Source organism: Thiolapillus sp., assembly GCF_048562965.1.
Classification (GTDB): Bacteria; Pseudomonadota; Gammaproteobacteria; order Chromatiales; family Chromatiaceae; genus Thiolapillus; species Thiolapillus brandeum_A.
This window is the reverse complement of record NZ_JBHNMF010000045.1, coordinates 1-14,080: the sequence shown is the minus strand read 5'-3', so window position 1 is coordinate 14,080 and position 14,080 is coordinate 1. Positions and strand designations below refer to the sequence as shown.

At 56.9% G+C, this 14,080-nt stretch carries 10 protein-coding genes; 7 read left to right on the top strand and 3 right to left on the bottom strand.

Features of this window, described 5'->3' with window-relative positions:
• Positions 1–286 precede the first annotated feature (286 nt).
• Entirely contained in the window at positions 287–2,203 is a 1,917-nt protein-coding gene (locus ACOCD2_RS04575; protein WP_293645137.1) for an ATP-binding cassette domain-containing protein, read from the bottom strand.
• 147 nt (positions 2,204–2,350) lie between these two features.
• Between ACOCD2_RS04575 and ACOCD2_RS04570 the strand changes: the two genes are divergently transcribed.
• The 7 genes from ACOCD2_RS04570 to glgA all read left to right on the top strand — a co-directional run bounded on the left by ACOCD2_RS04570 (position 2,351) and on the right by glgA (position 12,980).
• The gene (locus ACOCD2_RS04570; protein WP_293645135.1) at positions 2,351–3,061 is read left to right on the top strand and encodes a Crp/Fnr family transcriptional regulator; all 711 of its coding nucleotides are present in this window, start codon (positions 2,351–2,353) and stop codon (positions 3,059–3,061) included.
• Between the two features lie 185 nt (positions 3,062–3,246).
• Positions 3,247–4,905 (top strand): glucose-6-phosphate isomerase, encoded by a 1,659-nt coding sequence (gene pgi, locus ACOCD2_RS04565; protein WP_293645133.1) that lies wholly within the window; start codon positions 3,247–3,249, stop codon positions 4,903–4,905.
• A gap of 51 nt (positions 4,906–4,956) precedes the next feature.
• Positions 4,957–6,279, top strand: coding sequence for a glucose-1-phosphate adenylyltransferase (gene glgC, locus ACOCD2_RS04560; protein ID WP_293645131.1), 1,323 nt, complete (start codon positions 4,957–4,959; stop codon positions 6,277–6,279).
• A complete protein-coding gene (locus ACOCD2_RS04555) occupies positions 6,276–7,976 on the top strand; it encodes a glycoside hydrolase family 57 protein (protein WP_293645129.1) in 1,701 nt (566 codons plus the stop codon). Before glgC ends, ACOCD2_RS04555 begins: the two co-directional genes overlap by 4 nt.
• A 2-nt stretch (positions 7,977–7,978) precedes the next feature.
• On the top strand, positions 7,979–9,349 hold the full coding sequence (gene malQ / locus ACOCD2_RS04550; RefSeq protein ID WP_293645127.1) for a 4-alpha-glucanotransferase: 1,371 nt from the start codon (positions 7,979–7,981) through the stop codon (positions 9,347–9,349).
• The gene (gene glgB / locus ACOCD2_RS04545) at positions 9,346–11,517 is read left to right on the top strand and encodes a 1,4-alpha-glucan branching protein GlgB (RefSeq protein WP_293645125.1); all 2,172 of its coding nucleotides are present in this window, start codon (positions 9,346–9,348) and stop codon (positions 11,515–11,517) included. The genes malQ and glgB overlap by 4 nt, the downstream gene beginning before the upstream one ends.
• Positions 11,514–12,980 carry a glycogen synthase GlgA gene (gene glgA, locus ACOCD2_RS04540; RefSeq protein ID WP_293645123.1) on the top strand — a complete coding sequence of 489 codons (1,467 nt, stop codon included), beginning with the start codon at positions 11,514–11,516 and terminating at the stop codon, positions 12,978–12,980. The genes glgB and glgA overlap by 4 nt, the downstream gene beginning before the upstream one ends.
• 25 nt (positions 12,981–13,005) lie before the next feature.
• Here glgA and ACOCD2_RS04535 read toward each other — a convergent pair whose 3' ends face one another.
• The gene (locus tag ACOCD2_RS04535) at positions 13,006–13,698 is read right to left on the bottom strand and encodes a hypothetical protein (protein ID WP_293645121.1); all 693 of its coding nucleotides are present in this window, start codon (positions 13,696–13,698) and stop codon (positions 13,006–13,008) included.
• On the bottom strand, positions 13,695–14,080 hold a 386-nt coding region (locus tag ACOCD2_RS04530; protein WP_419582188.1), incomplete at its 5' end, for an RNA polymerase sigma factor. The genes ACOCD2_RS04530 and ACOCD2_RS04535, both read right to left, overlap by 4 nt.

Below are 14,080 nucleotides of genomic sequence, written 5' to 3'. Positions count from 1 at the left end.
AGAACTTGCCGGTTCAAAGGAGGCCATTTTCTTACTTCGCACGCCGGTACGGCAGAGCCTTTTCGTGTCTCACCGCCACAGGCGGTGGTTTACCAAGTTGTAATTATCCCCTCGCCTGCCAATGGGCAGACCGGACTACATGATATTCAATGTCACGGAATTCCACATACCGCGTCATCTGGGAAATGCATCTCAAGACCCTATACTATGAATTATAGCAGCTCAAGCATTTTTACAGCGTAAAAGCAGGATATTGCACACAAAACCGGCTTTTTCAGCGGCTTTGTCAGTCTGCCGCCTCCTTCAATTGCAGGCGTTTTTCTTCCAGCGCATCCCAGCGTGCATATTTTGCTTCCAGCTCCTGATCCAGTTCCTGCATGCGTGAAGTCAGTTCAGCCACTTTTTCGGGCTCTTTGCGATAGAGCTCGGGGTCCGCCAGAACAGATTCCAGTTTTTCCCGGTCGGACTCCAGTGTTTCTATGTCTCCAGGCAAGGCATTCAATTCCCGCTGATCCTTGTAGCCCAGTTTTCCCGAAGACCCCTTTTTGGGGCCGGAAGCCGGCAGCTGTTTCAGTTTGTCGGCAGCAGAACTTTTCTTTTCGGGAGACCGGTTGCGTTGTGCCAGCCAGTCTGAATAACCTCCAACATAGCTGTTCACCTGCCCGTCCCCTTCAAATACCAGACTGCTGGTTACCACGTTATCCAGAAACACCCTGTCATGGCTGACCAGCAGCAGGGTACCCTGATAGTCCAGCAGCAATTCTTCAAGCAGCTCAAGGGTTTCCACATCAAGGTCGTTGGTCGGTTCGTCCATTACCAGCAGATTCGCCGGCCTGACGAACAGTTTGGCCAGCAGCAAGCGATTGCGTTCTCCTCCCGACAATGCCTTGACCGGCTGCCGCGCCCGCGCTGGCGGAAAAAGAAAATCCTGCAGGTAGCCGATGATGTGCTTCGGGAGCCCGTTGACGGTGACTGTATCTCTGCCGCCGGCCACGTTGTCGATGACCGTGGCTTCCAGGTCCAGCTGCGCACGCAGCTGATCGAAATAGGCGACTTCCACTTTGCTCCCCATCCTGATCAGGCCGCTGTCCGGCTGCAGTTTTCCCAACAGAAGATTGAGCAAAGTGGACTTGCCACAGCCATTCGGTCCGATGATACCCACCCGGTCGCCGCGCAGGATGGTGGTGCTGAAATCACGGATCACAGGCTGTTCATCCCAGGCATAGCTGACATGCTCTGCCTCGCACACCAGCTTGCCAGACAGGTCTCCCTTGTTCATCTCCAGCCGGGCCGTACCCTGCTTCTTGCGCCGTTGTCTGGCCGCTTCACGCATGGCCTGTAACTGCCGCACACGCCCTTCGTTGCGGGTGCGCCTGGCCTTGATGCCCTGCCGGATCCAGACCTCCTCCTGGGCCAGCTTCTTGTCGAAACGGGCGTTTTCCTTTGCCTCGGCATTTTCCATTTCCGCCTTGCGCCGCAGGTAGTTGTCGTAGTCGCCGGGCCAGTCGGTAATACTGCCCCGGTCCAGCTCGATGATCCGCGTGGCCAGTCTGCGCAGAAACGCCCTATCATGGGTGATGAAAAGCAGGCTGCCCCGCCAGCCGAGCAGGAAATCCTCCAGCCAGGCAATGGACTCGATATCCAGATGGTTGGTGGGCTCATCCAGCAGCAGCAGATCCGGGTCACCTGCCAGCGCGCGGGCCAGCAGCACCCGCCTTTTCATACCTCCCGAGAGACTGGAAAATTCTGCATCCGCATCCAGTTCCATGCGCGAAATGACCTGTTCCACCTGCTGCTCCAGTTGCCAGCCACCGGCAGATTCCATTTTCTGCTGTATCCGGGACAAGAGGTTCATTGCATTCTCCCCGCCATCATCGGCCAGGCTGACACAGGCCGCATGATAGTCCTTGATCAGTCCGGCAAGCTCACCCAGACCATCCGCCACGAGTTCGAATACGCTGCCATTGTAGTCATCCGGCACCTCCTGGCTGAGGCGTGCGATACGGGCGCCCTGAGCCATCCTGATTTCACCGCTGTCTGCTGTCAGTTCGCCGGTGATAAGCTTCATCAGCGTGGATTTGCCTTCACCGTTCCGGCCGATCAGGCAGATCCTTTCCCCTTTGCCAAGACTGAGATCAATATCTTCCAGCAGTGCTGGATGACCGAAGGAAAGCGATACTTTTTTAAGTGAAAACAGTGACATAGTTTGTATTTACCAAAACAGTGGATGACATGAATAAAATAGTGCTATTAACTGTTGTTGCTTGATTGTTATCATTGCGCTGCAAATCACTTTTCATATAGCCGCGAATAGATGAGTTCGGGGAGTACGGACCAAATCCAACCTGCCATGATCAAGACTGTCACCCAAGAAGATGCCTGGAAGGGCGAGGCAAACTGCAGCGCATGCTCCATACGTGACTCGGTGCTGTTCGCCGGTTTGAAAGAAAAGGATTTCGAGCATATTCACAAGCCCATCGAACAGTTGCCGCTGCAGCCGGGCGATATTCTCTACCACGCAGGTGACAAGGCGGACAGACTGTTCACCATTCGCAGTGGGCTGGTCAAACTGGTGCAGTACCTGCCGGACGGCACCCAGCGCATCGTGCGCCTGTTGCGCAGCACGGATGTTACAGGAATGGAGGCCTTGCTGGGAGATGAATATCAGCACGATGCGGTTATCATGCAAACCACCGAAGTCTGTGTCCTGCCCATCGACGTGGTGCAACGCCTGAGCAAGGAAAATGCCGAACTTCATCACGAACTGATGAAACGCTGGCAGCGCGCGCTGTCGGATGCGGATCTGTGGATCACACAGTTGTCCACGGGCTCTGCGCGGCAGCGGGTGGCCCGCCTGCTGATCAAGCTGGTCTGTGATGAAGACAACCGCTGCGAACTGTTCAACCGCGAAGACATGGGCGCCATTCTCGGCATCACCACCGAAACCGCCAGTCGCACCGTTGCAGACTTCAAGCGCAAGGGCCTGCTCAAAGAGATGAAACCCAATCTCTATATGGCAGATACCGACAAGCTTCTGGAAGTGGCAGAAGACCTGTTGTAAGAGGGGCATCACCTGCCCCGCATTTTCTCCTGGAAGCGGATCCGGCCAACGCCTTCGGCAAATCCCGTTTGCTGCACATTTCTGAATTATTCATGGCTTGTATGACTGGGGTCAATATCACCAATGAAGGCAACAGCATATATCTGTTATGCTTTCAAAAAGGATGAATTGGCTGAAGTTCTGCTATGCCCACAACAACACAATCCAGTCCCGAAAAACTTGAGGCCGCCTGGCAATCCCTGCAGGAACACGCAAAGCAGGTAAAGCAGCAGCATTTACAGGAACTGTTTGCCACCGACAACAAGCGCTTCGAGAGGTTTTCCCTTGAATTCGGCGAGCTGCTGCTCGACTATTCCAAGAATTTCATCACCACTGAAACCCTCGGGCTGCTGCAGGATCTGGCACAACAGGCTGACCTGAAAGCCTGGATCAAGCGCATGTTCAGTGGTGAGCACATCAACAACACCGAGGATCGTGCCGTCCTGCACACTGCCTTGCGCAACCGCTCGAATACGCCGGTCATGGTCGATGGCAAGGATGTCATGCCCGAAGTCAACCGCGTCCTCGACCAGATGGACGATTTCTGCGGTCGTGTTCGTGGAGGGGAATGGAAAGGCTACAGCGGAAAGGCCATCACAGACATCGTCAATATCGGCATCGGTGGCTCCGACCTAGGTCCCCACATGGTTGCCACCGCGCTCCGTCCGTACTGGAAAAAGGGGCTGACCGCTCATTTCGTGTCCAATGTAGACGGTACCGACATCAACGAGACCCTTGCCAGGGTTTCCCCGGAAACCACGCTTTTCGTCATCGCCTCAAAAACCTTCACTACCCGGGAAACCATGACCAACGCCCATTCGGCAAGGCAATGGTTCCTGGACAACAGCGGCGATGATTATTCCCGCATACGGCACCATTTCGTTGCGGTATCCACCAATTCCTCCGCCGTACAGGCCTTCGGTATCGATCACGACAACATGTTCGAATTCTGGGACTGGGTCGGAGGACGCTACTCATTGTGGTCTGCTATCGGCCTGCCCATCGCTCTGGTGGTTGGCATGGAGAACTTCCGCGAGCTGCTGAGCGGAGCGCACCAGATGGACCGGCATTTTGCAGAAGCGGATTTTTCCCAGAACATGCCGGTGATTCTTGGGCTGCTGGGTATCTGGTACCGCAATTTTTTCGATGCGGGCAACCACGCCATCCTGCCTTACGATCATTCCCTGCGCCTGTTGCCGGCCTACCTGCAACAGGCCGACATGGAAAGCAACGGCAAACGGGTGACCCGTGAAGGCAAGGTTGTGGATTACGATACCGGCCCAGTCATCTGGGGGCAGCCAGGCACCAACGGTCAGCATGCCTTCTTTCAGCTTATTCACCAGGGAACAGAGCTGGTGCCCGCAGATTTCATTCTGCCGGTCCGCACCCACCATCCCATCAGTGAGCACCACGAAATACTCTCTGCCAACTGCATCGCCCAGACAGAAGCGCTGATGCGGGGCAAGACCGAGGAAGAGGTCAGAAAGGAACTGTCGGACACAGGCATGAGCGAAGCCCGGATCGATGCCTTGGCACCACACAAGGTCTTTCCGGGAAACAAGCCCACCAACACGCTGTTGATGCGGCATCTGACGCCCTACAACCTGGGCAAGCTGATCGCCCTCTATGAACACAAGATTTTCGTCGAAAGCGTCATCTGGAACATCAACGCTTTCGACCAGTGGGGCGTGGAACTGGGAAAGCAGCTGGCAGGCGTGATCGAAGAGGAACTGGACAGCGCACTGCCCTGCACCAGTCACGACAGCTCAACCAACGGGCTGGTCAACTATCTGAAGAAACAATGACTTTCCGCAGGCCAGCAGCGCCTGCAAAAAATATGCGCAGCGGGTGACAACATGAGCAAGAGAAAACTCGAAAAGGAACGGGAACAGGCCAAGCTTTATCAGTATTACACACAGACCAAGAACGCCACCGAGATAACACGCAACACCCTGGTGCTGATTCTTGCCGGAGGACAGGGCTCCAGGCTCAAGGCCCTGACCAAATGGCGCGCCAAACCGGCGGTCCCTTTTGGCGGGAAATACCGCATCATCGATTTTCCCCTGTCCAACTGCATCAACTCCGGATTGCGGCGCATCGACGTCCTCACCCAGTACAAGTCCCATTCGCTGATCCGTCACCTGCAGCGTGCCTGGAGTTTCCTGCGGGCCGAGATCGGTGAATTCGTGGAGATACTGCCCGCCCAGCAACGCATGTCCAAGGACTGGTATCTGGGTACGGCAGACGCCCTGTTCCAGAACATCGACATCATGCACCGTCACGCACCCGACTATGTCATGGTACTGGGCGGCGACCACATCTACACCATGGACTATTCCAAGATGCTCATGGTGCATGTCCGCTCCGAGGCCGATCTCACTATCGGCTGCCTCGAAGTGCCCAAGGAAGAGGCCACGGAATTCGGAGTCATGTCCGTCGATACCGACCTGCGGGTCACGCGCTTTACCGAGAAACCGGCTGATCCGGAAACAATCCCGGGCCGGCCCGACCTGTCTCTGGCATCCATGGGCATCTACGTGTTTTCCACCGCCTTCCTCTATAACGCCCTGATGCTGGATGCCGAAGACGAAGACTCCGAGCACGACTTCGGCAAGAACATCATCCCCAATGCCATAGAAACCGCCAAGACCATCGCCTATCCCTTCAGGGACGACCTCGGCAACCAGGCCTACTGGCGCGACGTGGGCACAGTGGATTCCTACTGGGAAGCCAACATGGAACTCTGTGCGGTGGAACCGGAACTCAATCTGTATGACCGGGGCTGGCCGGTCTGGACCTACCAGACCCAGCATCCACCTGCAAAATTCGTATTCGACGATGAAGGCCGGCGCGGCGAGGCTATCGATTCCCTGGTATCCGGCGGGTGCATCATTTCCGGCGCGAGAGTCAAACGCTCTGTGATTTTTTTCGCCACAGTGATCGAGAGCCATTCCTCTATCAAGGACAGTGTCATTCTTCCCAAGGTGACCATCGGCAAGAACTGCCGTATTCAAAACGCCATAATCGACAAGGGTACTTATATTGCTGACGGCACCGTCATCGGCGAAAATCCCGAGGAAGATGCCAAGCGCTTCCATATCACGGCCAAAGGTATTGTGCTGGTGACACCGGAAATGCTGGGGCAGGATCTATTTTTGACCAAGCCCGAGGAAACATGAGTAACAAACTGAACCTGGTTTTGTGCTGGCATATGCACCAGCCCTACTACCGAGAAGGGCTGGATGGCGATTACCAGCTGCCCTGGGTCTACCTGCATGGCATCAAGGACTACGATGACATGGCGGATCATCTGGAAAAATATCCCCGGATGAAGGCCGTGGTGAACTTTGCGCCGGTGCTGCTGGAGCAACTGGACGACTATGCGAAGCAGATCAAAGCGTTTCTGAACGATGGCACAGCCACCTCCGACCCACTGCTCAACCTGCTGGGAGGCGCCACCCCCATCCCGCCAAACGTCAACGAACGCCGGGAACTGATCCAGACCTGCCGCCGGGCACATGCCCCGCGCATGATCGATCCCTACCCACATTTCCACGCGCTGCTGCAACAGTTTCCCAGCTCCGACAGAGAGGCGGGACAGGAAATGCTGCTTACCTATCTGGATGAGCAGTATTTCGTGGATCTGCTCATGTGGTATCACCTCGCCTGGTGCAGCTACCGGCTGAAACAGACGCCAGAAATCCGCCTGCTCATCGAAAAGGCCCGAAGTTTCAGCAGCGAAGACCAGCGCACCCTGTTGCAGATCATCCAGAAAACGCTCGAAAGCATCATCCCCCGCTACCGCAAGCTGGCGGAAAGAGGACAGGTCGAAATATCCATGACTCCCTGGGGACACCCCATCGTGCCCCTGCTGAACGATTTCAACAACATGATCGAAACCCAGCCGGATGCCCCCATGCCGGAGCATTCCCACTACCCGGATGGCGTGGAGCGCTCGCGCTGGCATCTGCGCTACGGCATACAGCGTTTCGAGCACTTTTTCGGATTCAGGCCGCAGGGAATCTGGCTTTCCGAAGGCGCCGTGAGTGATGATGCCCTGAAACTGCTGGACGAGCTTGACGTCCGCTGGACCGCTTCCGGCGAAGCCGTCTGGCACCACAGTTGCATGACCTCCGCCTGCGACCCCGATGACATGGCCTGCCGCAGAGCCCTGTTCATCCCCTACAGGCTGAACGAAAACCAGACCCTGCTGTATTTTCGTGATGACGGCCTGTCCGACCTCATCGGATTCGAATACAGCAAATGGCATGCCGATGACGCGGTCACCGATTTCCTGGGACACCTTGAAAGGATCGCAGGTTCCTTGGGCGACGAAGCGGGTGATCATGTGGTTTCCGTCATTCTCGACGGTGAAAACGCCTGGGAGTATTACCCCAACAACGGACACTACTTCCTGGACGCGCTGTACCAGGCCGTAAGCGACAGTGAGGTCATTCAAAGCACCACCTTTTCCGAAGCAAGCAACCGGGTGCGCAAGGATACCCTCTCCCACCTGGTTCCCGGCAGCTGGGTGTATGGCAGCTTCTCGACCTGGATAGGCAGCGCCGACAAGAACCACGCCTGGGATCTGCTGGCAGATGCCAAGACCGCTTTCGACAACAGAATTGCCCTGCTGAGCAAAAAAAAGGCGGAAACCGCTACCCGCCTGCTGGCCATATGTGAAGCATCGGACTGGTTCTGGTGGTTCGGCGACTACAACCCCTCCGACAGCGTCAATGATTTTGACCGGCTGTTCCGCATCCAGCTCAGAACCCTGTACTGCGCCCTGGATATGACCCCACCGGCTACGCTGGACACACCCATATCCACCGGCGGCGGACAAATGGAGAATGCAGGCACCATGAGGCGTAACTGAACATGCCCTACATGCCCTGCAACCTGCAGCAAAGAAGGGCGGGCGTTCTGCTGCATCCCACCTCGTTGCCTTCGGGCACCCTGAAAGATGCCCGTAGATGGCTGGACTTCATGTCCGCAAGTGATCTGACTGTCTGGCAGATGCTGCCCCTGGGCGTACCCCAGGCAGATTTTTCGCCGTATCAGTGCCTGTCAGCCTTTGCCGCCAATCCGGCCCTGCTGGACAGTCGTGCGCCTTATGATGCAGACAACAGCCACTACCAGGCTTTTTGCCGACAGGAAGCTCACTGGCTGCACGACTATGCCCTGTTCCGCTGCATAAAGACAGCCAACAGGGAAGCCGCCTGGTTCGATTGGCCCGAGGAACTGAAGTGGCGTGATCCCGATGCCCTGCAGCAGTTCGCCAGCACCTACCACGACAGCCTGCAGGCAATAAAGTGGAAGCAGTTCCAGTTGCATCACAACTGGCAGAAGCTGCGCAGCGATGCCCGGGACAGAGGCATACATCTGTTCGGCGACATGCCCATTTTTGTGGCTCACGACAGTGCCGACGTATGGGCCTGTCCAAAACGGTTCATGCTCGACGATGAGGGCAAGCCAGCCTGGGTGACCGGCGTACCACCGGATTATTTCTCGGAGAACGGTCAGCGCTGGGGCAATCCCCACTACGACTGGGACTATCATCTGCAGGAGAATTTCGAATGGTGGCTGGCCCGACTGGAGCACCATTTTCAGTGGTTCGACCTGGTGCGTATCGATCATTTCCTGGGCCTGGAAGCCGTATGGATGATCGATGCAAAGGAAGAAACCGCCTTCAACGGCCACTGGCAGAAGGTACCCGGCGACGCACTGCTGGCAGCTCTCAAGCACCGCATAGACCCTCTGCCACTGGTAGCGGAGGACCTGGGCGTCATCACGCCGGAAGTCCGCAAGCTCAAGGAAAAATACGGACTGCCTGGCATGGCAGTGCTGCAGTTTGCCTTCGATGCCTTCGAGGACAACCCCCACAAACCCCAGAATATCGTTCCCAACTGCGTGGCCTATACGGGCACGCATGACAACGACACCACGCTGGGCTGGTATCAGGCATTACCGGAAAACACACAGCAGTTTGTCCGGGATATGCTGCACATGCAGCCGGAAGACGACCTGGTGGATAAGATGATCGAAACGGTGCTGGAATCCAAAGCCAACCTCGCCATCATCCCGCTGCAGGACTTCCTCAAGCTCGGCAGCGAAGCACGCATGAACACCCCTGGAGTGGCCAACGGCAACTGGCGCTGGAAATTTCAGTGGGAACAATTATCCGCAGATGATCTGTCGCCACATATTCACGATCAGATCATACGCAGTAAACGGAAAACATCATCATGAATCATCTGGAACGACTGCAGCAAGGCCGTCATCACGACCCTTTCGACTACCTCGGCCGACATCCCCTGAACAAAGGCTGGATCATCCGCGCCTTCATGCCCAATGCCGAGAAGGTGGAACTGTTGGGTATCGGTGCCATGAACAGGGTGGAAGGATCCGATCTGTTCGTCATCCGGCTGGATAAAACACAGCATGAGCAACTGCCGCTGCACTACGAACTGCGTTGGCAGGAAAAACATGACGGGAGCTGGCACCAGGCGGTCTCCCCCTACAGCTTCGATCCCCAGCTTTCCGACTGGGACCTGCATCTGTTCAACGAAGGCAAGCATCACCATGCCTGGCGTTTCCTGGGCGCCCGGCTCAAGGAGATCGACGGCGTTTCCGGCTGCCTGTTCTCGGTCTGGGCGCCCCATGTGCAGCGCATCAGCATCGTCGGCGACTTCAACGGCTGGAACGGCCTGCGCCACCCCATGCGCAACCGCGGCCATTCCGGCGTCTGGGAACTGTTCATTCCCGGCCTGCATCCCGGCGACAGCTACAAGTATGAGCTGTTCAGCCATGATGGCCATCTGATCACCAAAACAGATCCCTATGCCCAGCGCATGGCCATGCGCCCGGACACCACATCGCTGATCACCGCGGCCGACAACTATGACTGGGAAGACAACGGCTGGATCGAAAACCGCAACCACTGGGACTGGCAGCGAAGCCCTGTCTCCATCTACGAACTGCATCCCGGTTCCTGGCGTCAGCATGAAGACGGCAGTTTCTATACCTGGCTGGAAATGGCAGAAGAACTGGTACCCTATGTCAAGGAGCTGGGCTACACGCATATCGAACTGCTGCCTGTCATGGAGCACCCGCTGGATGAATCCTGGGGTTACCAAGTCTCCGGTTATTATGCCCCCACCGCCCGCTTCGGCAGTCCAGACGACCTGCGTCATTTCATCGATGCCTGCCACCAGCAGGACATCGGCGTACTCCTGGACTGGGTACCGGCCCACTTCCCCAAGGACGAATTCGCCCTGGCGCGCTTTACCGGCGAGCCCCTGTACGAACATGCCGACCCGAGGAAGGGCGAGCACCGCGACTGGGGCACCCTGATATTCGATTTCGGCCGCAACGAAGTGCGCAACTTCCTCATCTCCAACGCACTGTACTGGATCGAGGAATTCCATATCGACGGCCTGCGTGTGGATGCAGTGGCATCCATGCTCTACCTGGACTACTCCCGGGAAGATGGCGACTGGACACCCAATGAATTTGGCGGTCGCGAACACCTGGAGGCCATCTCCTTCCTGCGGGAAATGAACGAGGTTGTCCACAGCAATTTTCCGGGTGTCATCACCGTCGCGGAAGAGTCCACCGCCTGGCCCATGGTATCCCGCCCGCCGTACATGGGTGGCCTGGGCTTTTCCATGAAGTGGAACATGGGCTGGATGCACGACACCCTGTCCTACATGGAAACGGATCCCATCTACCGCAAGTACCACCATGACAAGCTGACCTTCAGCCAGCTCTATTTGTGGACTGAAAACTTCGTGCTGCCCTTCTCCCACGATGAGGTGGTGCATCTGAAAAGAAGCATGCTGGACAAGATGCCGGGCGATGTGTGGCAGCGTTTCGCCAACCTGCGGCTGCTGTATGCCTACCAGTATGCCCACCCGGGCAAGAAGCTGCTGTTCATGGGCAGCGAGTTCGGCCAGTGGACCGAATGGGATGCCAAGTCCGCACTGGACTGGCCACTCATGGAGTTTCCCGACCATCAGGGCGTACACAAACTGGTCACCGACCTGAACAGGCTGTACCGGAACGAAGCCTCCCTGTACCAGACCGACTTCGACAGCGAAGGCTTCCAGTGGATAGACTGCCATGATTCCGAACAGTCGGTGTTGAGCTTTGTCCGTCGCAGCAGCGACAATCCGGAAGATCTGTTGCTGTGCCTGTTCAACTTCACACCGGTTCCCCGTCTTGGATACAGGATCGGCGTGCCCGCCGCTGAAAGCTACCAGGAATGCCTGAACAGTGATTCCAGCTGGTACGGCGGCAGCAACACGGGCAATGCCGGCTATATCGAGGTACAGGACACGCCCTGGATGGGCTTCGACCATTCCATAGAACTGACTCTGCCGCCCCTGGCAGCACTGATACTGAAACCGAAGCGATGAAGATACTTTTTGCCGCAAGTGAAGCCTATCCACTGGTGAAGACCGGCGGACTGGGTGATGTCGTCCACGCCCTGCCCCGCGCCCTGCAGCAGCAGGGCATGGATGTGCGGGTGATTCTGCCTGCCTACCGCCTGATCCTGGAACAGATCGCCAGCCTGCGCATCGCCGGCTGGCTGCAGGTACAGGGCGCCGGACGCATGCACATGATCCGTATCCTGGAAACCGACGACCACCACCTGGGTGTTCCTCTGCTGCTGGTGGATGCGACGGACCTGTTCGACCGTCCCGGCAGTCCCTACCTGCACCCGGACGGCTACAACTGGCATGACAATGCCGAGCGCTTCACCGTATTTTCCCGCGCGGTGGCACAACTGGCGTCTTCCGGCGACATTCTCGACTGGAAGCCGGATGTGGTACACGGCCATGACTGGCAGACCGGACTGCTGCCGGCTTTTCTCAAGCTCATTCCAGAAGCTCCGACCAGCGTCTATACCATCCACAACCTGTCCTACAGCGGGGTCTTCTCGCATGAGGAATTCACCCATCTGCAGCTGCCGAGTGAGTGGTGGTCTGCTGACGCGACTGAATTCTTCGGCAATTTCTCCATGCTCAAGGCCGGCATCGTGTTCTCGGACAAGATCACCACCGTCAGCCCCACCTATGCCGAGGAAATCCAGACGCCGGGCTTTGGTTATGGCTTCGACGGCGTCCTGCGCTCCAACCATCACAAGCTGAAGGGCATATTGAACGGCATAGACCAGGACATCTGGAATCCGGCCACCGATTCCTATCTGCCTGTCCATTATTCACTCAAACACCGCTATCTCGCGGGCAAACGCAGTAACAAGCAGGCGCTGCTGGAGCAGTTGGGCCTGTTCCTGCAGGATGACCAGCTGGATACTCCGCTGCTGGGCTTCATCGGCAGACTGGTGGAACAGAAAGGCGTGGATCTCCTCCTGCAGATCATCCCTTCCATTCTGGACAACCATGATGCCCGAATCGTGATTCTGGGTTCCGGGGAAAAACACTACGAAAGCGCACTGCGGGAAATGGCAGCACTCTATCCACAACGGCTGCTGCTGACCCTGGGCTATTCGGAAGAACTGGCCCATCGCATCGAGGCCGGTTCAGATGTGTTCCTCATGCCTTCCCGCTTCGAACCCTGCGGACTGAATCAGATGTACAGCCTGCGCTATGGCACGCCACCCCTGATTCACCATGTGGGCGGCCTGGCGGATACGGTCGTGGATGCGACGCAGGAGAACCTGGAAAACGGCACTGCAACAGGATTCGTCTTCCACGAACCCAGTGCAGCATCCATGCTGCATGCCGTGGAACGTGCCCTGAAGCTGTATCAGAACACCGCCGAATGGCACAAGCTGATACGCACGGCCATGGCACAAGACTTCGGCTGGACCAAAAGCGCCAGCGAATACATTCAGCTGTATTCAGAGATAACCTGAAAACCTTGCAGGCAGCGACCTCGGATCAGATGGCCATGTAGGTCCAGCCTTTCTTCAGGTGATCGACCACGAAGCTCACCGCGGAAGGCGCGACCTCGGCCTCGTTCACCAGTTGGATGGGCTGACCTTTCTTCTTCAGATTGAACAGTGTGTTGTTACAGGCGACGAAATGCAGGGAAGCATAACGCTCCTTGAGCGCACTGATGTCGGCGGCAACCGAACTGGTGGCCGTACGCAGCAGGTCCACACCACCCGCACTGGTCACCACGTAGACTTCCGTGCCGTTGGTCTCGTAACGCTTCAGTAATTCCTCAGCGGTCTGCAGCGTCTTGGAAAACTTGTCTGGATCGGAATCACCCAGGTACAAGACCACTTTCATTACATCTGCATTCACATCTGTCAGACGGAATCCCTGATCAGGCGATCCCATATCAGGCGACAGCATCCAGCCCCCGGCAAAGCCGGACAGCACCAGCACCAGCACGGCGGCAGCGCGTGCCAGATAAGTGGATTTTCGTGCAGCAGTTTTCTCCACAGGCTCTTCCGGATAAGCATACTGCAGCAGGTCTTTGACCCGGCGAATGTCACAAAGCTCACCGCGAAGCTCTTCATCCCGGTCAAGCTGGGCCATCAGTGTCTCTGTATCCCGTGCATTCAGCTCGTTGTCGGCCAGCGCATTGAGTTTTTCATGCATCGCTTCCGGTCTGTATTTGTTCATTTCACTCGCCTCAAAATAGTTTCCTCACGTACTACAGGCGTCTGCAGGTGCAGCAGTTCCGTCCGCAGGGTCTTTCTGGCCCGGTTCAGGCGGCTCATCACCATGCCGATGGGTATATCCAGTATCTCGGCAACCTCCGCATAGCGGAACTCTTCCAGATCCACCAGGGTGACCACCTCCCGCTGCCCCAGGGGCAAACGGCCTACCGCCTGACGCACCCGGGCGGCCAGTTGCTGCTGCTCGAGTTTGCCTTCCAGGCTGCCGCCCGTTTCCACCGGCACCTGCTCGAGATCCGTTGTGGGTCTGGCGCGGCGCAGATGCTCCATCCAGCAATTGTGCAGGATACGATACATCCAGGCATGCATTTTTTCCCGGTCTTTAA

Bases quoted from the DNA above. Each gene is read 5' to 3' on its own strand.
- ACOCD2_RS04535 (WP_293645121.1), bottom strand. From the start codon at position 13,698: ATGAACAAATACAGACCGGAAGCGATGCATGAAAAACTCAATGCGCTG.
- ACOCD2_RS04570 (WP_293645135.1), top strand. From the start codon at position 2,351: ATGATCAAGACTGTCACCCAAGAAGATGCCTGGAAGGGCGAGGCAAAC.
- pgi (WP_293645133.1), top strand. From the start codon at position 3,247: ATGCCCACAACAACACAATCCAGTCCCGAAAAACTTGAGGCCGCCTGG.
- glgA (WP_293645123.1), top strand. From the start codon at position 11,514: ATGAAGATACTTTTTGCCGCAAGTGAAGCCTATCCACTGGTGAAGACC.
- ACOCD2_RS04555 (WP_293645129.1), top strand. From the start codon at position 6,276: ATGAGTAACAAACTGAACCTGGTTTTGTGCTGGCATATGCACCAGCCC.
- ACOCD2_RS04575 (WP_293645137.1), bottom strand. From the start codon at position 2,203: ATGTCACTGTTTTCACTTAAAAAAGTATCGCTTTCCTTCGGTCATCCA.
- glgB (WP_293645125.1), top strand. From the start codon at position 9,346: ATGAATCATCTGGAACGACTGCAGCAAGGCCGTCATCACGACCCTTTC.
- glgC (WP_293645131.1), top strand. From the start codon at position 4,957: ATGAGCAAGAGAAAACTCGAAAAGGAACGGGAACAGGCCAAGCTTTAT.
- malQ (WP_293645127.1), top strand. From the start codon at position 7,979: ATGCCCTACATGCCCTGCAACCTGCAGCAAAGAAGGGCGGGCGTTCTG.